Genomic DNA, 24,765 nt, shown 5'->3' with positions numbered 1-24,765 from the left:
ATGGATATGCACACTGTGGTGAGTGGGGAAGGCGCGAAGCGCGGCCTTGAAAGGGTGGTGGTGGGAGACGGGCGGGCGACCGGGGTCACCGCTGCCGATGTCGTCGCTGTCGCGCGCCGTAACGCCCGGATCGAACTCGCCGACGAGGCCGTGGCGGCCCTGGCCGCGTCCCGCGAGATCGTCGACGCGCTCGCCGCGAAGCCGGAACCCGTGTACGGCGTCTCCACCGGGTTCGGCGCACTCGCCACCCGGCACATCAGCACCGAGCTCCGCGGCCGGCTCCAGCGCAACATCGTGCGCTCGCACGCCGCGGGGATGGGCCCGCGCGTGGAGCGCGAGGTCGTCCGCGCGCTGATGTTCCTGCGCCTGAAGACCGTCTGCTCCGGCCACACGGGAGTGCGCCCCGAGGTCGCGCAGACCATGGCCGACGTCCTCAACGCCGGGATCACCCCGGTCGTCCACGAGTACGGCTCCCTCGGCTGCTCCGGCGACCTCGCCCCGCTCTCGCACTGCGCGCTCGCGCTGATGGGCGAGGGCGACGCCGAGGGCCCCGACGGAACGGTTCGCCCCGCCGGTGAGCTGCTCGCCGAGGCCGGTATCGCGCCGGTCGAACTGCGCGAGAAGGAGGGCCTCGCGCTCCTCAACGGCACCGACGGCATGCTCGGCATGCTGGTCATGGCCCTCGACGACCTGGACACGCTCTACAAGTCCGCGGACGTCACGGCGGCGCTGTCCCTGGAGGCGCTGCTCGGCACGGACAAGGTGCTCGCGCCCGAGCTGCACGCCATCCGCCCGCACCCGGGGCAGGCCGCGTCGGCCGCCAACATGCTCGCCGTCCTGAAGGGTTCGGGCCTCACCGGTCACCACCAGGACGACGCGCCGCGCGTGCAGGACGCGTACTCGGTGCGGTGCGCTCCGCAGGTCGCCGGTGCCGGGCGCGACACCATGGCGCACGCCCGCCTCGTCGCCGAGCGGGAGCTGGCGGCGGCCGTCGACAACCCGGTGGTGCTGCCCGACGGACGCGTCGAGTCCAACGGCAACTTCCACGGCGCGCCGGTCGCCTACGTCCTCGACTTCCTCGCGATCGCCGCCGCCGACCTCGGCTCGATCGCCGAGCGGCGCACGGACCGCCTCCTCGACAAGAACCGCTCGCACGGTCTGCCGCCGTTCCTCGCGGACGACGCCGGGGTCGACTCGGGCCTGATGATCGCGCAGTACACGCAGGCCGCCCTGGTCAGCGAGATGAAGCGGCTGGCCGTGCCGGCCTCGGCCGACTCCATCCCGTCCTCCGCGATGCAGGAGGACCACGTCTCCATGGGCTGGTCGGCGGCGCGCAAGCTGCGGACCGCCGTCGACAACCTGGCGCGGATCGTCGCCATCGAGCTGTACGCGGCGACCCGGGGGATCGAGCTGCGGGAGGGGCTGACTCCGGCGCCGGCGTCCCGGGCGGCCATCGCCGCGGTGCGCTCCGCCGGGGTCGAGGGGCCTGGGCCCGACCGGTTCCTCGCGCCGGACCTTGCCGCCGCGGAGGCGTTCGTGCGCGGCGGGGCGCTGGTGGAGGCCGTCGAGTCGGTCACCGGGCCGCTGGCCTAGGTCGCGGACACGGCCTGGCGGGTGCGGGCCGGCCGTGCGTGGTCGGGCCCGCGCTGCGCCCCCTCAGAGCGCCCGCTGTCTCCGTACCGAATACGCCACGAAGCCCACGCCCAGGCCCAGGAAGGCCGAGCCGCCCACCACGTACGGGGTCGTGTCCACCGTTCCCGTGTCCGCCAGGCGGAGTTGGCGGTCGGACTGGGTGGAGAGCGTGGTGGACGTCGTCTGCTGCCGGTCGGCGGCGGCCTCGGTGTGGTCCGGGGTCGCGGTGGCGTTGGGCACGAACCACAGGGCAGCCAGGAGTGTCCCGGCGGCGGTGGCGGTGAGAATGGAACGGCGTGCGGCGGACACGGAAGCGATCCCCCTTGTGGCGCTGGCGAATTGGCCGTGTGCGCCGATCCTAGTGACAGGGGCGGGTCACAGGAAAGTCACGGGGGTCGCGGGCCGTACGCTCCGCCTCATGAGTACTGATGAGACGTCACGTTTTGTTCGGCTGAAGGTGGAATTGGTTCTGGAGATCGCCGATGTCGAGGCGCTCACGGGGGGTGCGTTGCAGCGGATCGCCGAGTCCGCCGGGTCGGGAGAGATGCCCGAGCAGGAGCGGGTGCACGCCGAGGGGGCCGTGCAGGAGGACGAGGCGGAGGCCGTTGCGTACCTCGTGGACCCGTTCGACCTGGTCGGAGACGTGCCGGGTGCCGAGCTCGTGCAGGCGTCGTGGTCCAGCGAGCAGGTCGACTACGACCCCGATTCGCCGGATTGGGACCTCGACGAGGATGATGACGGGGAGGACGGCGAGGACGTCGTGTAGCGAGGCGCGGTGCGGAGACCCCGGGCGGCTTTCGCTGCCCGGGGTCTCACCGTTTCCGAGGGGGTTCGCGGGGGTTCCGTTACCACGGGTGCATCGGTGGTCACCGCCGCCGCCGACGTGGCGTCTCCCACATCGGGGCCGATCGGGAACGGGGCGAAGCGGTCACTGCGTTATGTATGGGTAAGGGGAACCCCTGTGTTCTCTGTGACCGGGAGCGTGGGCCTCGGGAACTGGGGGAATCCGGCGAAAGCCGGGTAATCGGCGACTATGGAGAAGCGTGTGATGACGGACGGTAAGCGGCGCAAGGGTCTGATGGCCGCGTCCGCCCTGCTCGGCGGTGTTCTGGTGCTCTCCGCGTGCAGCGGCGGCGACGGGGACGGCTCCTCGTCGGGCAGCGGCACGAAGGAGACGCAGCAGCAGGCCGACGAGGCCGCGGCGAAGAAGACCTCCGAGGCCGACATCAAGATCGCGCCGAAGGACGGCTCCGACAACGCGAGCATCAACAACGCGGCCAAGGTCACCGTGAGCAAGGGCACGCTCACCGACGTCACCATGTCGACCGCCGACGGCACCAAGGTGGCCGGCCAGATATCTGCCGACAAGAAGAGCTGGAGGCCCACCAGCCAGCTGGAGCGCTCGACGACGTACAAGATCGCCGCCGAGGCCAAGGACTCCGACGGCCGCGTCGCGCACGAGAACGGGTCGTTCACGACCGTCTCCCCGGCCAACAGCTTCATCGGCAACTTCACGCCCGAGGACGGGTCCACGGTCGGCGTCGGCATGCCGGTGTCGATCAACTTCGACAAGGCCATCACGAACAAGGCCGATGTCCAGTCCCACATCACGGTCAGCTCCAGCAGCGGTCAGGAGGTCGTCGGCCACTGGTTCAGCGCGAACCGTCTGGACTTCCGGCCCGAGGACTACTGGCAGGGCGGCTCCACCGTCACCCTGAAGCTCGACCTCGACGGCGTCGAGGGCGCGAGCGGTGTGACGGGCGTGCAGCAGAAGACGGTCTCGTTCAAGATCGGGCGCAACCAGGTCTCCACGGTCGACGCCAAGACCAAGACGATGACCGTGACGCGCGACGGGAAGACGATCAAGACGATCCCGATCTCCGCCGGCTCGCCCGAGAACAAGACGTACGAGGGCCAGATGGTGATCTCCGAGAAGTTCAAGGAGACCCGGATGAACGGCGCGACGGTCGGCTTCACCGACGACGACGGCAAGGGCGAGTACGACATCAAGGACGTGCCGCACGCGATGCGTCTGTCGAACTCCGGCACGTTCATCCACGGCAACTACTGGGGCGCGAAGTCCATCTTCGGTTCCGTGAACACCAGCCACGGCTGCGTCGGCCTGTCCGACGCCAAGGGTGCCAACGACTCCAGCACGCCCGGCGCCTGGTTCTACGACAACTCGATGGTCGGTGACGTCGTCATCGTGAAGAACACCGGCGACAAGACCGTCCAGCCGGACAACGGCCTCAACGGCTGGAACCTGAGCTGGGCCGACTGGAAGGCCGGCTCCGCCGCCTGACCCCGTCCCCGCCGAAGCTTGTGCTGTGAACCCCGGTATGCGCCGCATGCCGGGGTTCATGCCGTTCTCATCCAGCCCTTATGAAGACCGCATGCAACGCACAGCTCGTTGCAAAGCAGCGTCCCTACTGTCCGCCTCATGTTCCTCACCTACCTCAGGCGCGAATTGAGGCGGCGCCGGAAGGCCGCCCTCGTCGTCGCCTCCGGGCTCGCGCTCGGCATCGCGCTGGTCATCACGGTCACGTCGGTCTCGGCCGGGATGAAGCAGGCCCAGAGCAAGGTTCTCGAATCGCTCTACGGCCTCGGCACCGACATGACGGTGACCAAGGCGGCCCAGGCGCCGTCGAAGAGCGGCGGAGACCGCCCCAACTTCACGTTCGACGCCAAGGGCGACGAAGACAGCTCGAAGACCCAGTCGACCGACCGCGTCATGACCTCGGGCGGCCAGACCCTGAAGTCGTCGCTGATCAGCGAGGTCGCCGAGCAGAAGGGCGTCGACTCGGCGACCGGCGCGCTGACCCTCGACGTCATGAAGGTCTCCGGCCGGTTCAGCCAGGGCCAGGCCACCCGGAACAGCGGCTCCGGCTCCTCCTCACAGGGCGGCGGCATGCCCAGCGGCGGTGAAGGCGGCGTGCAGGGCGGCGGCGCCGACTTCGACGTCAACTCGTACTCCGTGTACGGCATCGACGTCGCGCACCAGGGCCTCGGCCCGCTCTCCACGATGGAGATCACGAAGGGCCGTACGTTCAAGGCGTCCGAGACGAACGCCAAGATCGCGGTGGTCTCGAAGTCGTACGCCAAGGAGAACTCCGAGGCGGTCGGTGACACGCTCACCATCAGCAAGGTGAAGTACGAGATCGTCGGCATCGCGCAGGCGAGCAGCAGCGACTCCACCGGTGACGTCTACCTGCCGCTGAAGCAGGCCCAGACGCTCGCCGACAGCAAGAACAAGGTCTCCACGATCTACGTCAAGGCGACCGACTCCCAGAAGATCGACACCGTCAAGGCGACGATCAAGAAGAACATCCCGGGGACCACGGTCACCACGTCGTCCGACCTGGCCGACACCGTCTCCGGCTCCCTGTCGACAGCCTCCGACCTCGCCTCCAGCGTGGGCAAGTGGCTCTCCGTCGTGGTGCTCGCCGCGGCCGTCATCGTCGCCGCGCTGCTCACCTCCTCGGCGGTCTCGCGCCGGGTGCGCGAGTTCGGCACGCTCAAGGCGCTCGGCTGGAAGTCGGGCCGCGTCACCCGCCAGGTCGCCGGTGAGGCGATCGTCAACGGGCTCGTCGGCGGTGCCCTCGGCATCGCGCTCGGTGTCGCCGCGGCCTACGCCGTGACGGCCCTCAGCCCGACCCTGACCGCGTCCCTCGGCACGGCCGCGAGCGGTTCCGGCGGCACGGGCGGCGGCATGGGCGGCCCCGGTGGCGGCGGCATGGGCGGCCCCGGCGGTGGCGGCTCGTCCGCGGCCTCCACCATCGACGTCGCGCTCTCCGCGCCGGTCAGCCTCTCCACGATCGCGCTCGCCGCGGCCCTGGCCATCGCGGGCGGTCTGACCGCCGGCGCCTACGGCGGCTGGCGGGCCTCCCGGCTGCGCCCGGCGGACGCGCTGCGCCGCGTCGAGTAGTCAACCGCCTTTCCCGGAACAGGAGTTCACCATGTACGAACTGCGCGGTGTGACCAAGCAGTACAAGCGCGGCAAGGAGACCGTCGACGCCCTGCGCGGCATCGACCTGACCGTCGAGGACGGCGGCCGGCTGGTCATCCAGGGCCCGACCGGCGGCGGCAAGTCGACGCTGCTGCAGATGCTCGGCGGCCTGGACCGGCCGACGGCCGGCAGCGTCCACCTCGACGGCGTCGACCTCGCCCAGCTCTCCGAGGCGAAGCTGACGAAGGTACGCAGCGAGAAGATCGGCATCATCTTCCAGTCCTTCAACCTCATCCCGACCCTCAACGCCCAGGAGAACGTGGAGACCGCCCTGGTCCCGCTGGGCCTGAAGGTCGCAGAGCGGCGCGCACGGGCCGCCGAGGCGCTGAAGTCGGTGGGCCTGGGCGAGCGGCTCGGGCACCTGCCGTCCGAGATGTCCGGCGGCCAGCAGCAGCGGGTGGCCATCGCCCGCGCGCTGGTGAAGAACCCGAAGGTGCTGCTCGCCGACGAGCCCACGGGCAACCTCGACGAGTCGACCCGCGACGAGATCATGGACGTACTCGAAGGTCTGTGGCGCGAGCACGGGCTGACGTTCATCATGGTCACCCACGACTCGACGCTGGCGAAGGCAGCGCCCCGGCTCGCCACGATCCGCAAGGGTCGGATCACGGTGACGGAGAAGGCGCAGCACGCCGCCTGAGACGCAGGCGCCGGAACGGACAGGTGTGACACGGCGGATGACACCTGATGGGCGGGATCTCATCCCGTTCTCATCCGCACCTCACAGAACCCTTACAGCCCCTCCATACGGTTTCGCCGCAAGCGGGAGCCGGGACGTCCACGGACGGCCCGGCTCCCGCTGATTCCTGTCAGAGCCCCCGCGTTCCGTGGGCCGTCATCCGGCGAGGCTGCCATGTTCTTCACCTATCTCAGGCGTGAGTTGCGCCGCCGCAGAAAGGCGGCCCTCGTCGTCGCCTCCGGACTCGCGCTCGGTATCGCGCTGGTCATCGTCGTCAGCTCGGTGTCCTCGGGTATGAACAAGGCCCAGGACAAGGTCCTCCAGTCGCTGTACGGCCTGGGCACCGACATGACCGTCACCAAGGCCGCCGCCGCTCAGACCGGCGACAACGGGCGGCCGAACTTCAAGTTCGACGCCAAGGACAGCGACTCCGACAAGGCGCAGTCCACCGACCGCGTCATGGTCCAGGGCTTCCAGACGCTCGCCTCCTCCACGGTCACCGAGGTGGCCGACCAGAAGGGCGTCGCCGACACCGTCGGCGGTCTGAACCTCCAGGTCATGAAGGTCAGCGGGCAGTTCACGCGCGGCCAGTTCAAGCAGGACCAGAGCCAGGGGCAGCAGGGCGGCCAGGGCGGTCCCGGCGGCCAGAACGGCGGCGGCAGCGGCCGGCCGCAGGGCCGCGTCGAGGGCGGCGGCGCCAACTTCGACGTCAACTCCTTCTCGGTCTACGGCACCGACGTCACCAAGCAGAACCTCGGCCCGCTGACCACCTCGAAGATCACCAAGGGCCGTACGTTCACGACGTCCGAGACGAACGCCAAGGTGGCCGTCGCCGACGCCTCGTACGCCAAGGAGAAGAAGCTCGCCCTCGGCGACACCGTCACCATCCACGGCACCAAGTTCAAGGTCATCGGCGTCTCCACCGCCGACAGCGGCGACTCGGCCGCCAACCTGTACATCCCGCTGAAGCAGGCGCAGACCGTCGCCGACATGAAGAACAAGGTGACGACGGTCTACGTCAAGGCGACCGACTCGCAGCAGATCGACTCGGTGAAGTCGACCATCACCAAGAACGTCTCGGGCACGACGGTCACCACCTCGGCCGACCTCGCCAAGACCGTCTCCGGCTCGCTGTCCACCGCCTCCTCGCTCGCCTCGAACGTCGGCACGTGGCTGTCGATCGCCGTCCTCGTCGCCGCGTTCCTCGTCGCGGGCCTGCTCACCTCGTCCGCCGTGTCGCGGCGCGTGCGCGAGTTCGGCACGCTCAAGGCGCTCGGCTGGAAGTCGGGCCGCGTCACCCGCCAGGTCATCGGTGAGGCCGTCGTCAACGGGCTCATCGGCGGCGTCCTCGGCATCGCCGTCGGTCTCGCCGGCGCCTACGCGGTGACCGCGATCAGCCCGACCCTGTCGGCGTCCCTCGGCTCCACCGGCGGTGGCGGCTTCGGCGGGGGCGGCGGCTTCGGCGGGGGCGGCATGGGCGGCCCCGGTGGCGGCGGCCCCGCGCGGCAGACCGCGAGCAAGACCCTCGACATCGCACTGACCGCCCCGGTCTCCGGCACCACCATCGCGCTCGCCGTCGGCCTCGCCGTCGCGGGCGGTCTGATCGCCGGCGCGTTCGGCGGCTGGCGGGCCTCCCGCCTGCGCCCGGCGGACTCGCTGCGCCGCGTCGAGTAGTACCGCAGCCCTGCACGGCAGCACCCCAACATCCTCACGTACGGCAGGAGTTGCACCATGTATCAGCTCAGAGGCGTCACCAAGCAGTATCAGCGCGGCAGGGAACGCATCGACGCCCTCGCCGGGGTCGACCTGACCATCGGTGACGGCGACCGGCTGGTCATCCAGGGTCCGACCGGCGGCGGCAAGTCGACGCTGCTGCAGATGCTCGGCGGCCTGGACCGGCCGACGGCCGGCAGCGTCGAGCTCGACGGCACGGATCTGGCCAAGCTGCCCGAGGCCCGGCTGACCAAGGTCCGCGCCGAGTCCATCGGGTTCGTCTTCCAGTCGTTCAACCTCATCCCGACGCTCACCGCCCAGGAGAACGTCGAGTCCGCCCTCGTCCCGCTCGGCATCAAGACCGCCGACCGGCGCGAGCGGGCCGCCGAGGCGCTGAAGTCGGTGGGCCTCGGCGAGCGCCTCGGGCACCTGCCCGGCGAGATGTCCGGTGGTCAGCAGCAGCGGGTGGCCATCGCCCGCGCCCTGGTGAAGAACCCGAAGGTGCTGCTCGCCGACGAGCCCACGGGCAACCTCGACGAGTCCATGCGCGACGAGATCATGGACGTCCTGGAGGCCCAGTGGAAGGAGCACGGGCTCACCTTCATCATGGTCACCCACGACTCCTCGATCGCCCGCAAGGCGCCGCGGCTCGCCACGATCCGCAAGGGGCGGATCAAGGTCACGGAGAACGAACAGGCCAAGTAGCGGCTTTGCCCGCGTTCCAGGGAACCTTTGAACCCCCTGTGCCATCTGTAGGCGCAGGGGGTTCGTTCATGACCTCCGGTTGGTGAACCACCGTCACCAGGGGGAAAGTTGCACAGACAGTCACAGACCCGTACGCGGCGGGCCGGTCTCGTCGCGGGCGCCGCCGCCGTCGCCCTGACCGCGGGCGTCGCGCTGCCGGCGCACTCCGCGCCCGCGGCCACGGGCGCGCACAAGGCGGGCGTCGGGCGGCAGTTCACGCCCAGGACCCACGTCACGCTCATCACCGGCGACCGCGTCGCGCTCGACGCCAAGGGCAAGCCGGTCGGCGTCGAGCGGGCCCCGGGCCGCTCCCACATACCCGTGCAGACGCGCACGATCGACGGGCACACCTATGTGATGCCCCTCGACGCGCAGCGTCTGATAGCCGCCGGCAAGCTCGACCAGCGCCTCTTCGACGTCACCGAGCTGTCCAAGGCGGCGTACAAGAAGGCCCAGAAGAACGGCCTCAAGGTCATCGTCGGCTACCGGGGGGCGGCGACCACCGCCAAGGCCGAGGTGCGCGACGCGGGCGACACGACCGTGCGGCGCTCGCTGAAGACGCTCAACGCGGACGCGGTCACCACCCCGAAGACCGACGCGGCCAAGCTGTGGAACGCGGTGACCGACAAGGACGGCTCCACCGCCTCCGGCGTCAGCCGCATCTGGCTCGACGGCATCCGCCGCGCCAGCCTCGACAAGTCCGTGCCGCAGATCGGCGCCCCGACCGCGTGGGCCGCGGGCTACGACGGCAAGGGCGTCAAGATCGCCGTCCTGGACACCGGGATCGACGCGACCCACCCCGACCTGAAGGACCAGGTCGTCGAGTCGAAGAACTTCTCCACCGCGGCCGACGCCACCGACCACTTCGGCCACGGCACGCACGTCGCGTCCATCGCCGCCGGCACGGGCGCGAAGTCGGGCGGCACGTACAAGGGCGTCGCCCCCGGCGCGAAGCTGCTCAACGGCAAGGTCCTCGACGACCAGGGCTCCGGTGACGACTCCGGCATCCTCGCCGGCATGGAGTGGGCGGCCGCGCAGGGCGCCGACATCGTCAACCTGAGCCTGGGCGGCGGCGACACCCCGGAGATCGACCCGCTGGAAGCCGAGGTCAACAAGCTCTCCGAGGAGAAGGGCATGCTGTTCGCCATCGCGGCGGGCAACGAGGGCCCGCACTCCATCGGCTCGCCCGGCAGCGCGGACGCCGCCCTCACCGTCGGCGCCGTCGACGGCAAGGACAAGCTCGCCGACTTCTCCTCCACCGGCCCGCGCGTCGGCGACGGCGCGATCAAGCCGGACGTGACCGCGCCGGGCGTCGACATCACGGCCGCCGCCGCGCCGGGCAGCGTCATCGACCAGGAGGTCGGAGAGAAGCCCGCCGGGTATCTGACGATCTCCGGTACGTCGATGGCGACGCCGCACGTCGCGGGCGCCGCCGCGATCCTCAAGCAGGAGCACCCGGACTGGACGTACGCCCAGCTCAAGAGCGTGCTCGTCGGCTCGACCAAGGGCACGGCCGGGCTCACCCCGTTCCAGCAGGGCAGCGGCCGCATCCAGGTCGACAAGGCCATCGGGCAGACGGTGTTCGCGGAGCCGGTCTCCGTCGGCTTCGGCATCGCGCAGTGGCCGCACACCGACGACAAGGCCGTCACCAAGCAGGTCACGTACAAGAACACCGGCACGAAGGACGTCACCCTCGACCTCTCCGTCAAGGCGACCAACCCCAAGGGCCAGGCGGCCCCCGCGGGCTTCTTCGCGCTCGGCGCGACCAAGGTGACGGTCCCCGCGGGCGGTACCGCCTCGGTCGACGTGACCGCGAACACCAAGCTGGGCGGCACCGTCGACGGCGCCTACTCCGCGTACATCACGGCGAGCGGCGGCGGCCAGACCGTGCGCACGGCGGCCGCGGTGCAGCGCGAGGTCGAGTCGTACGACGTGAAGCTCAAGCACGTAGGGCGTGACGGGCAGCCCCTGTCGACGTACCTGAGCGACCTGATCGGCTACTCGGGTCTGGGCAAGGACCAGATCTTCTCGGCCGCGCCGAGCGACACCGGCACGGTCACCCTGCGCGTCCCCAAGGGCAACTACCTTCTGGACGCCTGGCTCGCCAAGGACCTGGAGCAGTTCAAGGGCGGCGTCGACTGGTTCGTGCAGCCGAAGCTCGCCGTCACCAAGAACGTCAGCCTGACCCTGGACGCCCGCACGACCAAGCAGGCCGACATCACCGTCCCGGACAGCGCGGCGAAGCCGCTCAGCGCCAGCATCGGGTACCTGTACGACCCGGCCGGGATCGGCGTCTCCCTGCAGCTCGACTCGTTCGCCGGCATCCGCATGGCCTCCCTCGGCAGCGATGTCACCAGCGGTCTGTCGCAGACCTGGTTCGGGCAGTGGAGCAAGGGCGGCTCGGCCGAGTACGACGTCGTCACCGGCGGCAAGGTCAAGCGCATCCAGAACGCCAAGGTCCGGCACTACAAGAAGTCCGAACTGGCCACCGTGACCAACAAGCTGGGCGCTTCGGCGGCCGGGAAGACCGGCGCGCTCCTGCCGGTCGCCCTGCTCCCCGACGACCTCGGTGTCGGCGTCCCGGTCGAGCAGAAGCTGCCGGGCTCGCGCACGCTGTACCTGTCGACCGGTGACAAGGCCCAGTGGACCTGGGACTTCTACCAGATCGCCGGCAAGGACAAGGACGGCAACCTGGTCCCGGACGCGTACTACACGCTCGGCAACCCGCAGACCTTCAAGGCGGGCAAGAAGTACGAGAAGACGTTCAACACCGCGGTGTTCGCGCCGCGCGTGGGCGGCGACTACGGCCTGTACCGCGACGGCAACGAGATCTACGGCTCGCTGCCGCTGTTCGCCGACGGCAAGACGCACGCGGGCTACTCGGACTTCACCAAGGTGACCACGACGCTGTACCGGGGCGGGGTCAAGGTCGGCACGAACGACGACCCGCTCTTCGGCGACGGCACGTTCAAGGTCCCCTCGGGCGACGCCGCGTACCGGCTGACCACCTCGGTCCGCCGGGACGCGAAGGTCGCCAAGGCCTCCTCGCGGGTCGACGCGAGCTGGACGTTCCGCTCGAAGAAGCCCGCGGACTTCGCCCAGCTGCCCGCCTCCGGCATCCGGTTCGACGCCGCGGTGGGCCTCGACAGCACGGTGCCCGCGGGCAGGACCCAGTCGGTCCCGGTGACCGTCACCGGCTCGGCGGCCGGCACCAACCTCAAGTCGCTGTCCCTGTACGTCAGTTACGACGGCGGCAAGAACTGGAAGAAGGCATCCGTCCAGCACGGCAAGGCGAGCGTCAAGAACCCGGCGGCGGGCAAGAGCCTCTCCTTCCGGGCGAAGATCACCGACAAGAAGGGGAACGGGTCGACGATCTCGGTCTACGACGCGTACTTCGGCAAGTGAGCTAGCGGGACGCCACCCTGATGGCGCACAGCGGCCCGCCCGGGACCATCGACCCGGGCGGGCCGCCCGTGTTTGGCTGGGCGCCATGACGACTCAGACGGTCGAGTACATCCGCTACCGCATCCCGGAAGACCGCTCCGCCGAGTTCCTCGCCGCCTACACCCGGGCGGCCCGCCAGCTGGCCGCGTCCGAGCACTGCGTCTCGTACGAACTCGCCCGCTGCGAGGAGGACTTCGCGCACTACGTCCTGCGTATCGTGTGGACGTCGACCGAGGACCACCTGGAGGGGTTCCGGCAGTCGGAGCTCTTCCCCGGCTTCCTCGCCGAGATCCGCCCGTACGTGGGCGCCATCGACGAGATGCGCCACTACAAGCCGACGACCGTCCGCGGGCTCGGCGCCGCCGAACCGACGCTGTACGAGTGGGCCGGGGGAGCGGAGGCCCTCGGCCGGCTCACCGCCGTCTTCTACGCGCACGTCGTCAAGGACGACCTGCTCGGCCCGCTCTTCGCCGAGCTGCCGGCCGAGCACGCCGAACACGTGGCGCTCTGGCTCGGCGAGGTCCTCGGCGGGCCGCCCGCCTACTCCGAGCAGGTCGGCGGGCACAGCCACATGGTCGCCCGGCACATCGGCAAGGGCATCACCGAGGCGCAGCGCCGGCGCTGGGTGAACCTGATGCACGACGCGGCCGACGAGGCGGGGCTGCCCACGGACGCCGAGTTCCGCTCCGCGTTCGCCGCGTACGTGGAGTGGGGGACCCGGCTCGCCGTGACCTTCTCGGCCCCCGGGGCGGACCGCCCCGACGAGCAGCCGGTGCCGGTGTGGGGGTGGGGCGCGGCGCCGCCGTACCGGGCCTAGGGCGCCTCGCTGCCTGCCCGGATCGCGTCCGTGCCCCAGCTGGCCAGCAGGCGCAGTGCCTGGGCCGAGTCCGAGCCGGGTTCCGCGTGGTAGACGCTCAGGAACTGGCCGTCGTCGTCGGGCAGGTGCAGGGTCTCGTACGAGAGCGTCAGCTCGCCCACCAGCGGGTGCCGCATCCGCTTCACACCGTGGCCCTTCTCCTTCACGTCGTGCGTGGCCCACAACTTCCTGAACTGCTCGCTCTTGACGGAGAGTTCACCGACGAGGGCGGACAGCTCGGGGTCCTCCGGGTTGCGGCCCGCGTACAGCCGCAGATAGCTGACCATGTCCGACGCCTTCGACTCCCAGTTGCGGAACAGCTCCCGGTAGTCGGGGTTGAGGAAGGTCAGCCGCGCCCAGTTCCGCTCGGCCGGCGGCATCTTTCCCCAGTCGCCGAAGAGCGCGGCCGCCATCCGGTTCCAGGCGAGGATGTCCGAGCGGGCCCCGCCGATGTACGCGGGCACGCCCTCCATCGAGTCGAGCAGATGGCGCAGCGCGGGCCGCACCTGCTGGCGCCGGGGCGCCGGGGCCTTCCGGCGGGTCTGCGTGGGCCGGGCCAGCTGGACGAGGTGGGCGTGCTCGGCGTCGGTCAGCTGCAGGGCGCGCGCGATCGCGTCGAGCACCTCCGACGACACATTGCGCCCGTTGCCCTGCTCCAGGCGCGTGTAGTAGGCCACGGAGACCCCGGCGAGCTGCGCCAGCTCCTCCCGGCGCAGGCCCGGCACCCGGCGGTGCCGGCCGGCCGAGGGCAGCCCGACGTCCTGGGGCTGGAGGCGGGCCCGCCTCGTCCGCAGGAACTCGCTGAGCTCGGCGCGCAGGTCCAGGGTGGGGTTGTCGTCCATGCTCTCCAGTATTCCCCGTGGTACGACCAAGAGCCTGACCCCGCCAGTAGTAGGACCACTGGTCGTACGCAAAGCGGTGACCTGCGTAAACGTCGAAGTCTGCGCGAGTGTGGGGCAGCCTTGAAGCCATGACCACTGTTGCTGCGTACGCCGCGCCCAGCGCCAAGGCTCCGCTGGAGCGCACCACCATCGAGCGCCGTGCCGTCGGTGAGCACGACGTGCTGATCGACATCAAGTTCGCCGGCATCTGCCACTCCGACATCCACCAGGCCCGCGAGGGCTGGGGCGAGGCCCTCTTCCCGATGGTCCCGGGCCACGAGATCGCCGGTGTCGTCGAGGCCGTCGGTTCCGGCGTCACCAAGTTCAAGGTCGGCGACCGGGTCGGCGTCGGCTGTCTCGTCGACTCCTGCCGCGCGTGCGAGAACTGCAAGGCGGGCATGGAGCAGCACTGCCTCAACGGCGGCATCGGCTCCACGTACAACGCGATCGGCCGCGACGGCACGCCGAACTACGGCGGCTACTCGCAGAAGATCGTCGTCGACGAGGGCTACACCCTGCGCATCCCCGACGGCATCTCCCTCGACGTGGCCGCACCGCTGCTCTGCGCCGGCATCACCACGTACTCCCCGCTCAAGCACTGGGGCGCCGCCCCCGGCAAGAAGGTCGCCGTGATCGGCCTGGGCGGCCTCGGCCACATGGGCGTCAAGATCGCGCACGCCCTGGGCGCCGAGGTCACCGTGCTCTCCCAGTCGCTGCGCAAGAAGGACGACGGCCTGAAGCTGGGCGCCGACCACTACTACGCCACCAGCGACCCGAAGACCTTCGAGGAGCTGGCCGGCACCTTCGACGTCATCCTCTCCACGGTCTCCGCCCCGCTGGACTTCGGCGCCTACCTGGGCCTGCTGAAGACGGGCGGCGCCCTGGTGAACGTCGGCGCCCCCGAGGAGCCCATCGCGCTCAACCTGTTCTCGCTGATCGGCGGCAACAAGACGCTGGCCGGCTCCATGATCGGCGGCATCGCCGAGACCCAGGAGATGCTCGACTTCTGCGCCGAGCACGGTCTGGGCGCCGAGATCGAGCTGATCGAGGCCGCGCAGATCAACGAGGCGTACGAGCGCGTCATCAACTCCGACGTGCGGTACCGCTTCGTGATCGACACCGCCACGATCTGAGCGCCCGGGGTCGTATGACCCCTGCGGTAATCGACGCCCTCCCCGGGGCCCGGCAGGATCTTCATATCCCGCCGGACCCGAGGAGGGCTCGCTCATGACCGCCTATGTGATCGCCGTGATGCGCCCGACGTCCGCACCGCACCCGGACGTCGCCACCTACATCGAACGCGTCGAGGCCACCTTCGCCCCGTACGGCGGCCGCTTCCTGGTGCACGGCGCCCAGGCCGACTGGGCGGAGGGCCCCGCGCTCGGCGACGTCGTCGTCGTCGAGTTCCCCGACGCGGCCGCGGCCCGCGCCTGGTACGCGTCGCCCGCCTACCAGGAGATCCTGCCGCTGCGCGCCGACCATCTGCCCGGGAGCCTGGTCTTCCTCGACGGCGTCCCGGACGGGTACGACCCGGCGCGCACGGCAGCCGCCCTCAGGAGCCGGGTATCCGGCGCGGCCGCACCCCGTCCAGTGTCGGCGTGACCGGCTTCAGCAGCCCGTCCGTCCCGAACTCCACCCGGTCGATCGTGGTCTCGCGGTGCGTGCCGTCGCCGCCCGGGATCGCGAACCGGTGGTAGGCCGTGTACCACTCGTCGGTCCCCGGCACCTGGAGCAGTGAGTTGTGTCCGGTGCCGAGGATGCCCTGCGCCGGATCCTTCTCCAGGATCACGCCGTGGCTGGTGAACGGGCCGTAGGGCGAGTCCGACGTGGCGTAGCCGACGCGGTAGTTCGCGCTGCGGGTGTCGTCGATGGAGTACGTCAGGTGGTACATGCCCTTGCGCTTGACGACGAACATCCCCTCGCGGAAGTCGTCGAGTCCCGTGATCCGCTTCGCCTTCGACGCGTCGTAGGACACCATGTCGTCGCCCAGCGGTACGACCCACGCCGATCCGTTGCCCCAGTACAGGTAGGCCTGACCGTCGTCGTCGGTGAAGACGGCCGGGTCGATGGCCTGCCCGCCGCCGCTCGGGTTCGCGGCGATCAGTACCTTGCCGGAGTCGGTGAACGGGCCGACGGGGGAGTCCGCCGTCGCGACCCCGATCTTCGCCTCGGCGCAGTAGTAGAAGAAGTACGTGCCGTCGCGCTCGGCGATCGTCGGCGCCCAGGCCCGCGACTCGGCCCAGCTCACGTCCTTGCCGAGATCGAGGATGACCCCGCGGTCGGTCCAGTCGACGAGGTTCTTCGACGACCAGACGCTGAACGTCGTGCCGCTCCAGCCGTCGAAGCCGTCCGTCGTCGTGTACAGGTAGTACGTGTCGCCGAACGCGACGATGTTGGGGTCGGCGTGGTACTTCGGCAGCACCGGCGTGCGCATCTCCACGGCCGAGACCTTCCAGGTGCGCCGCTCGCCGGACGCGGAGGTCACGGTGTATGTGACGGGCCGCCGCAGATCGATGCGCCGGCCGTTCGCGGGGCTCATCCGGGCGCCGGGCGCGAGGCTGAACCTCGGCTTCAGTGAGCGCAGTTGAGTGCCCGGGACGACGGGCAGCACCACGGTCCCGCCCTCGCCCTCGATGATCGCGGGCACCTTCAGCGAGTCCAGCTCGACGCCCCGGATGCGGGTGGCGTTCTCGGGCAGCGCGGCGATCTCGTCGTCCGACAGGGCGCGGTTGTACAGGCGCACGTCGCGCAGCCGCCCCTTGAGCCGCTTGTCGCCGGTGTACTGGGAGCGGCCCAGGTAGTTGGCGGTGGTGTGCCCGCCGCCGATGTCGCCCGGGGTGAGGTCCACGGCCGTGTTCGTGGCGACGACGGCCCCGTCGAGGTAGAGGCGCGCGGTGCCGCTGCCGTCGAGGGTGTACGTGACATGGGCCCAACGCCCGCGCGACAGACCGGTGTGGGATTCGGTCCCCGCCTCCCGCTTCCAGTTGCCGTCGGAGAGCGCGGCCCGGAAACCGGAGTCGGCCGAACCGCCGGTGGCGAACAGGTACCCGTTGCCGTAGCCGGTCGAGGCGGCCGTGTTCCCGAACCCGAACAGGAAGTACGGCGTGGCCTGGTCGGTGTCCACCCACACGTCGGCGGCGACGGTGACGGTGTCGAGCCCGGCCAGCATGTCGTCGGGCAGCTTGACGTGCCCGTCGGTGCCGCCGAGGACGAGCGCCCTGTCGGAGAAGGCGGCGTCACCTGCGGCGGTGCCGTGGTAGCCGTGCCCGGAGGTGTCCTTGGCGTCGTCGGCGAGCGGCCAGTGGGCGACCAGCCCGTCCTTGCCGGCCCGCACGGCGGGCACCGCCCACTTCGCCCGGAGCCGCTCGAACTCGGCCGCGGTGACGGGCAGGACGGTGCCGTGCCGGGGCGCGGCGGGCAGCCGGCGACGCTCGACCTCGGTCCACGTGCCGCCTGCGAGATCGTCGGAGACGAACGGCATGTAGCCGGTGTTGGTGTAGTCGTCGATGAACAGGTACCACTTGTTCTCGGTGTTGGACTTGAAGACCAGCGGCCCCTCGCCCTGCGCCATCGAGCCCATGCCGATGCCCTCGGCGACCGTGTCCCAGTCGGCGGCGAGCAGATCGGTCGCCTTCTCCTCCAGGATGAACTTCCCGTACGGCGACTGCGAGGCGGACCGCTCGTCCTTCGTGAACCGGTAGTACGTCCCGGCGTGCGCGATCACGGTGGAGTCGATGACCGAATACCCCGGGTCGTTCCACACCTTCGCCTCGCTGAAGGTCCGGAAGTCCTTCGTCGTGCAGTACAGCATCCGGTTGTACGTGTCGGCGGTGTGCCCGGTGTCGCTCGCCTCGTACAGCTTCGACGCCCAGAACACGACGTACTCGCCGAGCTCCTCGCTCCAATAGGCCTCGGGCGCCCAGGTGTTGCCGGCCGTCTCGGGCGAGACCTGCACGGAGCGCGGACCGTCCCAGGTGACGAGGTCGGACGACTCCCACACGATGATGGAACGGCTGCCGTGCCGCTGTACGTAGTCCCAGCTCGCGCCGCCGTTGATCTTCAGGTCGGTCGCGATGAGGAAGAACTTGTCGCCCTCGGGGGAGCGGATGATGAACGGGTCGCGTACGCCCTTGTCGCCGAGGTCCGAGGTGAGGACGGGGGCGGCGGCGTTCAGCTCCCGGAAGTGCACGGGATCGTCGCCGCGGCTGAGCGCCATGTAGATCTGCTCGCCGGTCGAGGTGCCCTCGCCGGTGAAGTAGACGAAGAGATACCCCGCGTAGTCGCCGTCGGTCCGCCCGCCCGCCGCGCGGGCGGAGGCCGCGGGCAGGGCGGTGGCGGTGAGGGCGAGGGCGCCGGTGACGAGGATCTGGCGCCGGGAGAGGGGGGAAGTGGGCAGGAAGGGGTGTCCGTTACGGGTGGGAGGCATGCGGTCAGTGAAGAAGCGGTGACGGTGAGGGGTCAAGATCTTCGACGCAGATCGGTACGAGAAATCGAAGGCTGGTCGGTATCCCGAACGGCAAGGTGGGGCGAAGGGGGCGAGTCGGGTTCCTGTGAGGCGGTTCTCAGGGGGGAGGAGGGGGAGCCCGCGCTGCACGGGGCGGTTCTCAGGGGGTGAGCCCGCCCTGTACGGGGCGGTTCTCGGGGGTGAGCCCGCCCTGCAGGGGGCGGCGGTTCTCAGGGGGTGAGCCCCCCCTGTACGAGCCCCACGATCTCCTCGTCGCTCAGTCCGAGCCGGCGCCCCTCCGCCACCAGTGATCGCACTTTCTCGGCCAGCCGCGCCCGGCCCGCGGCCGCCTCGCCGCCGAGCACGACGGCGCCCCGTCCGCGGCGCAGCTCGATGACGCCCTCGTCGCGGAGCTGCTGGTAACCCCGCAGCACTGTATGGAGGTTGACGCCGAGCGAGTCCGCGAGCGCGCGGGCCGACGGCAGCCGCTCGCCGGGCGCCACGGCCCCGTCGGCGACGGCCCGCCGGACCTGTGCGGCGATCTGGTCGCCGAGGGGGACGGAGGACCCGGGGTCCACACGGATCAGCACGAGGCCGCCTTCCCGCCGGTGCGGGCAAGGAGGGAGTTGACCAGCGCGGCGGCGGTCGCGGCGTCGTCGACGGTGACGGCGAACTCCCGCCCGCCCCGCTTCCGTACGACCAGGGCCTCCCCGGAGCGCAGGATCACGCCCGACGCGCGTGGCCGGATCCGGTACCCCCAGCCGCCGAAGTCCGTGAGGGCGCCGACATCGCGCCGGGAGGCGCTCTCGATGTCCTGCAGCGGGATCCGGATCCGCGGCCACGGGAGCCCGACCTGCGACACGACAACTCCCTTGGGGCCCACGACCACTTGGACCCAGCCGAACCCCGCCGTGGCCACCCCGGCGACGAGGAGCGCGCTGCCCCACCAGCCGCCCAGGGCCAGCGCGACACCGCCGGCGACGGCCAACGCCCCCGCGATCAGCCCGAGTTGCCAGGAGCCGGTGGTCCGTACCCACACGGCCTGCTCGCTCGCGCCCAGGGTGAGGGGGGTGCCCTCGGCCGCCTCGCCCGAGCCGACCCCGCCCCCGCGCGGCCATGTCCGGGTCAGCGCCCACCCGATCGCTCCGGCGACCGCTGCGACCCCGCAGGCCGCGACGAGGTGCCACCAGGGCAGCCGGGCGTCATGGGCGTCGTCCACCGCCGCGTTCACGCGCAGCACGGACACCGTCACGGACCCGAGCAGTCCCGCCGTGGCCCAGGCGAGCACCGCGGTCCACCGTGCGGGCGCCACGCGCTGCCAGGCGGCGGTCCCGCCGAGCAGCACCCCGGCGCCGAGCAGCACCGGCACCGAGACGGCGAGGAAGCCGCCGGTGGACGAGAACCCGTCGGGGTGGCCGTTGCCCGTGAAGTGGGTGGCCATGGGGTCGGGGAGCCGGTCGCGTACGGAGATGCGGACGAGCGCGGCGACGACGGCGGCCGCCACGAACGGCAGACCGGCGACGAGGGTGCGCAGCGGACGAGGGGCTCGGTGGTGGTTCACGAGGGCCTCCGGGGTGCTTCGACGTGCTCCGGATGTGCGTTACTTGTTAGCACCATACTAGAACAACTTGCGGGGCGTCCGGCGGCTGCCCCGCCGACGACACCGGCCGGGGCCCGCGCGTGACACGGCCGCCCGGTGCGATGTGCCACACCGGCGGGCTGTCACGTCCCCCGTCCGGCCGGGGTCTTGTGAGCGTCGGCGCACCGGCGCACGACACCGACCACCACGAGACTCCGCACTCCGCGCGGCACCGCGGGCGGATCTCCTCACGTGAGGATGTCTTTCACCATGAGCACACCCCGCTTCAACCTCTTCGACAGCCCCACCGCAGCGAAGATCGCCAAGCGCTTCTACAACGTCTCCCTGGCCCTGGAGGAGTCCACCCTCCCCAAGGCCCTCCAGGAACTGGTGGAGATGCGCGTCAGCCAGCTCAATGGCTGCGGCTTCTGCCTCGACGCACACACCAAGGAGGCCGCGGCGGCCGGCGAGAGCGCGGTGCGCATCAATCTCGTCGCCGCCTGGCGGCACACCAGCGTGTTCAGCGAGGCCGAGCGGGCGGCGCTCGCCCTGGCCGAGGAGGGCACGCTGCTCGGCGACAAGGGCGTGACCGACGAGACCTGGGAGGCGGTCCGCAAGCACTACGACGACGACCAGGTCGGCGCGCTGGTCTGCCTGGTCTCACTGATCAACGCGGCGACACGGATGAACGTCATCGTGCACAACGCCGGCGGCGCCTACGAGCCCGGCATGTTCAAGGCGTCGTCGCCCAGCTGAACCCTCAGGTGACCGAGTTCCAACCGTTCCCCGGGATAGGGCCGTTCGGCGGGAAGCAGCCGGGCGGCCCCCTCCAGGTCACCCGCGGCGACGGCCGCGTGCGTCTTCCGGGCGAGCGGCGTGACGTCACGGACGGCCACCGTCCACTCGTCGGCGTACCGCCGCGCCGCCTCCCCGCTCAGCCCCAGCTGCAGCGACCTGTACGACAGCGGCCGCAGCCGCAGATCCCGCTCGGGGTCCCACTGCACACGGGCCGGGGCCCGCTTCAACTCCCGCTTCCAGGAGGCCTGGTCGGTGTGCAGCCCGCGGGTGTAGCTGGACAGGCAGGCGTGCCGCAGCGCCCACTCGAACCCCTCGCGCCGGATGTCGACGGCGAGCACGACCTCCTGCCCGGTCTTCGTGGCCCACCCGCAGCGGTACATCATCCACAGGAACGACGGCTTGATCCACGTCATCCGGTCCCGCTTCCACACATCGGGAAACCGCCCGTCACGCGCGGCGGGCAGCCCGATCGCGGGGGAGTAGGCCTGGTAGACGGTGACGACGGAGTCGGTGTACGCGGCGCGGATCTCGTGGTGTGGCGGAGCGGCTGTCATGGCGTCCAGGGTGCGGTGCGTCGGCGCGGTGTGGCCAGCGGATTTCCGCGGCCGCCGGCCACCGGCCGCCAGTCACCGGCCACCGGCCACCGGCCTGCCCGGCGTCGACGCCGCCTCATCCGTCCGCCGCCGCTCGGCGAGCGTTCAACGACTCCTTCTGAATCGGCCGGGTGCCCCGGTACCGCCGGATAAAATCGCTCGATACACCTGGTTGTGGGGGCGACCGGAGCGGCTTGGGGAGGCACGCGGAACATGAGTCGTCGTTCTGGTGGCATGGTCGGCGCGTGGGCCGAGATACAGAGGCAGCAGCAGCGTCAGAGGGAGGCCGACGCCCGGCGGCAGCGTCGAGAGGAACAGCAGGCGCGTGCCCATCAACGGCGAGCAGCCCAGAGCTACCGCGAGTACCGGAAGGCCGAGGCGGCGCGCCGGACCGAGGAACTGGACGCGCAGATCGCCGCACTCCAGGGATTTCTTGTCACAGGGGCCCGGGCCCGTCCTTTCAGGGTTGCGTCGCTGGTGCGCCCCGAGCGCGTCGCGCCGTTCGCTCCTGGGGAGTTGGGGCAGCCCGTACCCATGCCCGTCGCCGACCACTACCAGGCACAGAGCGCCTGGACCGCCGCTCGACGTGCCCAGGCCCAGGCCGAGGCGCGGGCGCGCTTCGAGCGGGACTGGCACGCGGCACAGGCCGCCGAGACCCGGCGTCTTCAGCAACTCGCCGCGTACCAGAGGGAGTACGAACAGTGGGCGGATGCCCAACTGGCCGATGTCCGGCGTCACAACACAGGAATCGCCGAACTGACGGAGAGGGTGCGCCGACGAGAACCGGACGCGGTGGTCGAGTACTTCTCGGGAGCGCTCTACGCGTCGACCGCGTGGCCGGAAGGCTTTCCCCGCCAGGTCGCGGCTGCCTACGACGCGGCGGCCGGAGACCTGGTGCTCGACTGGGAACTGCCTGGCCTCGACGTGGTCCCCGAGGCCAAAGCCGTCCGCTACCTGCCCAGCACGGACCAGGAGAAGGAAACGGCGCGACCGGTCGGCCAGCGGCGCTCGGTCTACCGGGAGGTGCTGGCGCAGTGCGTGCTGCTCGCCCTGCATGACGTCTTCGCTGCCGATGAGTTCGGCGTCGTCGAATCCGTGGCCCTGAACGGCTTCGTGGACGGCCACGACCCGGCGACGGGCAGACCGGGGCGGATCTATCTGGCGACCGTGATGGCGCCGAGCGCCACCTTCCGGGGGCTGCACATCGAACAGGTAGAGCCCGTCAGTTGCCTGTCGGACGCGCTGCGCGGACAACTCTCCGCCCGCCCGGACCAGTTGGTGCCGGTGCGCCCGGGGCGCTCGCCACAGGACATCGGGAACCGCGTCGTCACTCACGGCACCGACGACGACCCGGACCTGTACGCCATGGACCCGATCACGTTCGAGGATCTGGTCGCCGAACTGTTCCGTGCCATGGGAATGCAGGCGGTCACCACCCAGCGGTCCAACGACGGGGGTGTGGACGTCGACGCGCTGGACCCCGCCCCTGTCCGGGGCGGCAAGATCGTCGTTCAGGTGAAGCGCTACCGCAACACCGTGCCGCCGACCGCGGTACGCGATCTGTACGGGACGGTGCAGGACGCCGGGGCCAACAAGGGTGTTCTCGTCACGACGTCGAAGTTCGGCCCGGGTTCGTACACCTTCGCCAACGGGAAGCCGTTGGAGCTCATCTCAGGGACGGAACTGGTCGACCTGCTCCACCGGAACGGGCTGCGCGGGCGCTTGGGCGGTGGTGACGCACCCGTACCGACGGTCGCCACGGCTGCCGTCCCCGGCCCGCGGCTCCCCGACGACTACAACGTTCTCGGCATGTCGTGGACCGGCGAAGTCGGGCTCGATGTCTGCGCTCTCGTCTGTCAGGGCAACCGGGTGCTCAGTGACGACCACTTCGTGTTCTACAACAACCCGCGGACCCCTGACGGGTCCGTGCGCGCCCTCCCTGCCACCGCGCCCGACAAGGCCGCCATCTGTGTCTCCTTCGACGCACTGCCCGCTGCGGCCGACCGATTCGTCCTGGCGGCGGCCGTCGACCCGGAGAGGAACCCTGATGCGGACCTCTCCGGCTTCACGGACGCCGGTATCCGGCTCCTGGACCCGGCACTGACGGAACTGGGGCGGCTGGAAGTCTCCGACGGCAGGCCCGGTGAGACAGCGCTGGTTCTCGGGGCGTTCCGACACCGGCCGAACGGTGACTGGGACTTCGTTCTCGGCGGCAAGGGCTATGCGGGCGGTCTGGAGGAGCTGGTTCGAGATTTCGGTATCGACGTCGAGTGAGCGGCACTGCGCCGCACTTCCTGCCCCAGGCGGCTCACCTCTCCGCGGGGGTCACCCCCACCGGGCACGACACCCCGGTCCCCCCGATGCCGCAGTACCCGCCCGGGTTCTTGTCGAGGTACTGCTGGTGGTACGGCTCGGCCGGGTAGAACGGGCGGCCCTGCGCCGGGAGGATCTCCGTGGTGATCGTGCCGTGGTGGCCCGAGCGGGTCAGGACCTGCTGGTAGGTCGCGCGGGAGGACTCGGCCGCGGCGGTCTGCTCGGGGGTGTGGGGGTAGAGGGCCGAGCGGTACTGGGTGCCCACGTCATGGGCCTGGCGGAAGCCCTGCGTCGGGTCGTGGTTCTCCCAGAAGACCTTGAGCAGTTGCTCGTACGAGACGGCGGACGGGTCGAAGACCACCCGCACCGCCTCCGTGTGCCCGGTCAGGCCCGAGCAGACCTCCTCGTACGCCGGGTTCTCGGTGAAGCCGCCCTGGTAGCCGACGAGCGTCGTCCACACGCCAGGCGTCCGCCAGAACACGCGCTCGGCCCCCCAGAAACACCCGAGCCCGAAGTCGGCCACGGCGAGCCCCTCCGGGTACGGGCCGGCCAGCGGGTTGCCGAGCACCGTGTGCCGCTCCGGCAGCGTGAACTCCGGCGCGGAGCGGCCACGCAGGGCCTGGTCGCGGGTGGGCAGGACCGGGGTGCGGCCGAACAGTGCCATGAGTGGTGCCTCCGGGGCGTCGACGTCACTCGGTGCAACGTCCTGAGGCCATCTCAGATTCCGGGCAGGGACCGGGCCGTCGCCCGTACGGCGCTGTGGTTGCGGGCGCGGACGAACGCGACGACCGGATCGGGCTGTCGGTTCCACGGGACGCACCCCGCATAACCATCCACGTGGCGGAACTGCTCCAGCGCCTCGACGTGCCGGTCCCGGAAGACGGTGGTCGTGCGGGTCCACGGCGTGTGCCGTATCCACGTCCAGGAGGGTCGTGTCGGACGCCGCGATCAACGGCGCGGCACAGAGGTCCCGTCACGCGACTGGAGACCTTCGGGGCGCAGGTCCAGGTGCAGATCCACCCGTCGAGTACGGACCGTGCTCCGCGAGAGGTCGCGTCAGAGGCCCGAAGGGGCACAGGGAGA

At 70.7% G+C, this 24,765-nt stretch carries 20 protein-coding genes; 13 read left to right on the top strand and 7 right to left on the bottom strand.

The features are described from left to right. The gene (hutH, locus tag J3486_RS26275; RefSeq protein ID WP_374194770.1) at positions 1-1,593 is read left to right on the top strand and encodes a histidine ammonia-lyase; all 1,593 of its coding nucleotides are present in this window, start codon (positions 1-3) and stop codon (positions 1,591-1,593) included. 63 nt (positions 1,594-1,656) lie between these two features. Here hutH and J3486_RS26270 read toward each other — a convergent pair whose 3' ends face one another. After that, positions 1,657-1,941, bottom strand: a complete 285-nt coding sequence (locus J3486_RS26270) for a hypothetical protein (protein ID WP_207824425.1) — start codon at positions 1,939-1,941, stop codon at positions 1,657-1,659. 109 nt (positions 1,942-2,050) lie between these two features. On the opposite strand from J3486_RS26270, the gene J3486_RS26265 reads away from it, so the two are divergent. From J3486_RS26265 to J3486_RS26230, 8 genes are all read left to right on the top strand, one after another. Further along, the gene (locus J3486_RS26265) at positions 2,051-2,398 is read left to right on the top strand and encodes a hypothetical protein (protein WP_207824424.1); all 348 of its coding nucleotides are present in this window, start codon (positions 2,051-2,053) and stop codon (positions 2,396-2,398) included. Positions 2,399-2,665: 267 nt separating this feature from the next. Continuing rightward, positions 2,666-3,934 (top strand): Ig-like domain-containing protein, encoded by a 1,269-nt coding sequence (locus J3486_RS26260; RefSeq protein WP_207824422.1) that lies wholly within the window; start codon positions 2,666-2,668, stop codon positions 3,932-3,934. A gap of 138 nt (positions 3,935-4,072) precedes the next feature. Continuing rightward, positions 4,073-5,557: an ABC transporter permease gene (locus tag J3486_RS26255; protein ID WP_207824419.1), complete on the top strand. Its 1,485-nt coding sequence runs from the start codon at positions 4,073-4,075 to the stop codon at positions 5,555-5,557. A 31-nt stretch (positions 5,558-5,588) separates the two neighbouring features. Beyond that, positions 5,589-6,278: an ABC transporter ATP-binding protein gene (locus J3486_RS26250; RefSeq protein ID WP_207824418.1), complete on the top strand. Its 690-nt coding sequence runs from the start codon at positions 5,589-5,591 to the stop codon at positions 6,276-6,278. 213 nt (positions 6,279-6,491) lie between these two features. Further along, positions 6,492-7,991, top strand: coding sequence for an ABC transporter permease (locus J3486_RS26245; RefSeq protein WP_207824416.1), 1,500 nt, complete (start codon positions 6,492-6,494; stop codon positions 7,989-7,991). Positions 7,992-8,048: 57 nt separating this feature from the next. Further along, the gene (locus J3486_RS26240; protein ID WP_207824414.1) at positions 8,049-8,735 is read left to right on the top strand and encodes an ABC transporter ATP-binding protein; all 687 of its coding nucleotides are present in this window, start codon (positions 8,049-8,051) and stop codon (positions 8,733-8,735) included. A 108-nt stretch (positions 8,736-8,843) separates the two neighbouring features. Continuing rightward, positions 8,844-12,179: a S8 family peptidase gene (locus J3486_RS26235; RefSeq protein WP_207824412.1), complete on the top strand. Its 3,336-nt coding sequence runs from the start codon at positions 8,844-8,846 to the stop codon at positions 12,177-12,179. An 85-nt stretch (positions 12,180-12,264) separates the two neighbouring features. Continuing rightward, complete coding sequence (locus J3486_RS26230) at positions 12,265-13,035, top strand: group II truncated hemoglobin (RefSeq protein ID WP_207824410.1); 771 nt, start codon at positions 12,265-12,267, stop codon at positions 13,033-13,035. On the opposite strand, the gene J3486_RS26225 is transcribed toward J3486_RS26230, so the two are convergent. Then, positions 13,032-13,916, bottom strand: a complete 885-nt coding sequence (locus tag J3486_RS26225) for a helix-turn-helix domain-containing protein (RefSeq protein ID WP_207824408.1) — start codon at positions 13,914-13,916, stop codon at positions 13,032-13,034. The two genes, J3486_RS26230 and J3486_RS26225, sit on opposite strands and share 4 nt — an antisense overlap. Positions 13,917-14,044: 128 nt before the next feature. Between J3486_RS26225 and J3486_RS26220 the strand changes: the two genes are divergently transcribed. Together J3486_RS26220 and J3486_RS26215 are read left to right on the top strand one after the other, a co-directional pair. Further along, the gene (locus J3486_RS26220; protein WP_207824406.1) at positions 14,045-15,088 is read left to right on the top strand and encodes an NAD(P)-dependent alcohol dehydrogenase; all 1,044 of its coding nucleotides are present in this window, start codon (positions 14,045-14,047) and stop codon (positions 15,086-15,088) included. 94 nt (positions 15,089-15,182) lie between these two features. After that, positions 15,183-15,557 (top strand): DUF1330 domain-containing protein, encoded by a 375-nt coding sequence (locus tag J3486_RS26215; protein WP_207824405.1) that lies wholly within the window; start codon positions 15,183-15,185, stop codon positions 15,555-15,557. Here the strand turns inward: J3486_RS26215 and J3486_RS26210 are convergent. The 3 genes from J3486_RS26210 to J3486_RS26200 all read right to left on the bottom strand — a co-directional run bounded on the left by J3486_RS26210 (position 15,508) and on the right by J3486_RS26200 (position 19,960). Further along, complete coding sequence (locus tag J3486_RS26210) at positions 15,508-18,381, bottom strand: family 43 glycosylhydrolase (RefSeq protein ID WP_207824404.1); 2,874 nt, start codon at positions 18,379-18,381, stop codon at positions 15,508-15,510. The genes J3486_RS26215 and J3486_RS26210 overlap by 50 nt on opposite strands. A 248-nt stretch (positions 18,382-18,629) precedes the next feature. Continuing rightward, positions 18,630-18,989 carry a GntR family transcriptional regulator gene (locus J3486_RS26205; RefSeq protein ID WP_207824402.1) on the bottom strand — a complete coding sequence of 120 codons (360 nt, stop codon included), beginning with the start codon at positions 18,987-18,989 and terminating at the stop codon, positions 18,630-18,632. Beyond that, entirely contained in the window at positions 18,983-19,960 is a 978-nt protein-coding gene (locus J3486_RS26200) for a DUF1648 domain-containing protein (RefSeq protein ID WP_207824400.1), read from the bottom strand. Before J3486_RS26200 ends, J3486_RS26205 begins: the two co-directional genes overlap by 7 nt. A 288-nt stretch (positions 19,961-20,248) precedes the next feature. On the opposite strand from J3486_RS26200, the gene J3486_RS26195 reads away from it, so the two are divergent. Next, complete coding sequence (locus J3486_RS26195; RefSeq protein ID WP_207824398.1) at positions 20,249-20,734, top strand: carboxymuconolactone decarboxylase family protein; 486 nt, start codon at positions 20,249-20,251, stop codon at positions 20,732-20,734. Here the strand turns inward: J3486_RS26195 and J3486_RS26190 are convergent. Further along, positions 20,695-21,330: a DUF4291 domain-containing protein gene (locus J3486_RS26190; RefSeq protein ID WP_207824397.1), complete on the bottom strand. Its 636-nt coding sequence runs from the start codon at positions 21,328-21,330 to the stop codon at positions 20,695-20,697. The two genes, J3486_RS26195 and J3486_RS26190, sit on opposite strands and share 40 nt — an antisense overlap. Before the next feature lie 252 nt (positions 21,331-21,582). On the opposite strand from J3486_RS26190, the gene J3486_RS26185 reads away from it, so the two are divergent. Next, on the top strand, positions 21,583-23,643 hold the full coding sequence (locus tag J3486_RS26185) for a restriction endonuclease (protein WP_207824395.1): 2,061 nt from the start codon (positions 21,583-21,585) through the stop codon (positions 23,641-23,643). A 34-nt stretch (positions 23,644-23,677) separates the two neighbouring features. Here the strand turns inward: J3486_RS26185 and msrA are convergent, their stop codons facing one another. Further along, complete coding sequence (gene msrA / locus J3486_RS26180; protein WP_207824393.1) at positions 23,678-24,346, bottom strand: peptide-methionine (S)-S-oxide reductase MsrA; 669 nt, start codon at positions 24,344-24,346, stop codon at positions 23,678-23,680. Between the last annotated feature and the right edge of the window lie 419 nt (positions 24,347-24,765).

It is taken from the genome of Streptomyces sp. VRA16 Mangrove soil, from assembly GCF_017377775.1.
GTDB lineage: Bacteria > Actinomycetota > Actinomycetes > Streptomycetales > Streptomycetaceae > Streptomyces.
Note: the sequence above shows the minus strand (reverse complement) of the source record. Positions and strands in the feature narration are given on the sequence as shown.

What these genes read in the sequence shown, in the direction of transcription:
- hutH (WP_374194770.1), top strand. Translation starts at nt 1, where the DNA reads ATGGATATGCACACTGTGGTGAGTGGGGAAGGCGCGAAGCGCGGCCTT.
- J3486_RS26265 (WP_207824424.1), top strand. Translation starts at nt 2,051, where the DNA reads ATGAGTACTGATGAGACGTCACGTTTTGTTCGGCTGAAGGTGGAATTG.
- J3486_RS26260 (WP_207824422.1), top strand. Translation starts at nt 2,666, where the DNA reads ATGGAGAAGCGTGTGATGACGGACGGTAAGCGGCGCAAGGGTCTGATG.
- J3486_RS26255 (WP_207824419.1), top strand. Translation starts at nt 4,073, where the DNA reads ATGTTCCTCACCTACCTCAGGCGCGAATTGAGGCGGCGCCGGAAGGCC.
- J3486_RS26250 (WP_207824418.1), top strand. Translation starts at nt 5,589, where the DNA reads ATGTACGAACTGCGCGGTGTGACCAAGCAGTACAAGCGCGGCAAGGAG.
- J3486_RS26245 (WP_207824416.1), top strand. Translation starts at nt 6,492, where the DNA reads ATGTTCTTCACCTATCTCAGGCGTGAGTTGCGCCGCCGCAGAAAGGCG.
- J3486_RS26240 (WP_207824414.1), top strand. Translation starts at nt 8,049, where the DNA reads ATGTATCAGCTCAGAGGCGTCACCAAGCAGTATCAGCGCGGCAGGGAA.
- J3486_RS26230 (WP_207824410.1), top strand. Translation starts at nt 12,265, where the DNA reads ATGACGACTCAGACGGTCGAGTACATCCGCTACCGCATCCCGGAAGAC.
- J3486_RS26225 (WP_207824408.1), bottom strand. Translation starts at nt 13,916, where the DNA reads ATGGACGACAACCCCACCCTGGACCTGCGCGCCGAGCTCAGCGAGTTC.
- J3486_RS26220 (WP_207824406.1), top strand. Translation starts at nt 14,045, where the DNA reads ATGACCACTGTTGCTGCGTACGCCGCGCCCAGCGCCAAGGCTCCGCTG.
- J3486_RS26215 (WP_207824405.1), top strand. Translation starts at nt 15,183, where the DNA reads ATGACCGCCTATGTGATCGCCGTGATGCGCCCGACGTCCGCACCGCAC.
- J3486_RS26210 (WP_207824404.1), bottom strand. Translation starts at nt 18,381, where the DNA reads ATGCCTCCCACCCGTAACGGACACCCCTTCCTGCCCACTTCCCCCCTC.
- J3486_RS26195 (WP_207824398.1), top strand. Translation starts at nt 20,249, where the DNA reads ATGAGCACACCCCGCTTCAACCTCTTCGACAGCCCCACCGCAGCGAAG.
- J3486_RS26190 (WP_207824397.1), bottom strand. Translation starts at nt 21,330, where the DNA reads ATGACAGCCGCTCCGCCACACCACGAGATCCGCGCCGCGTACACCGAC.
- J3486_RS26185 (WP_207824395.1), top strand. Translation starts at nt 21,583, where the DNA reads ATGAGTCGTCGTTCTGGTGGCATGGTCGGCGCGTGGGCCGAGATACAG.
- msrA (WP_207824393.1), bottom strand. Translation starts at nt 24,346, where the DNA reads ATGGCACTGTTCGGCCGCACCCCGGTCCTGCCCACCCGCGACCAGGCC.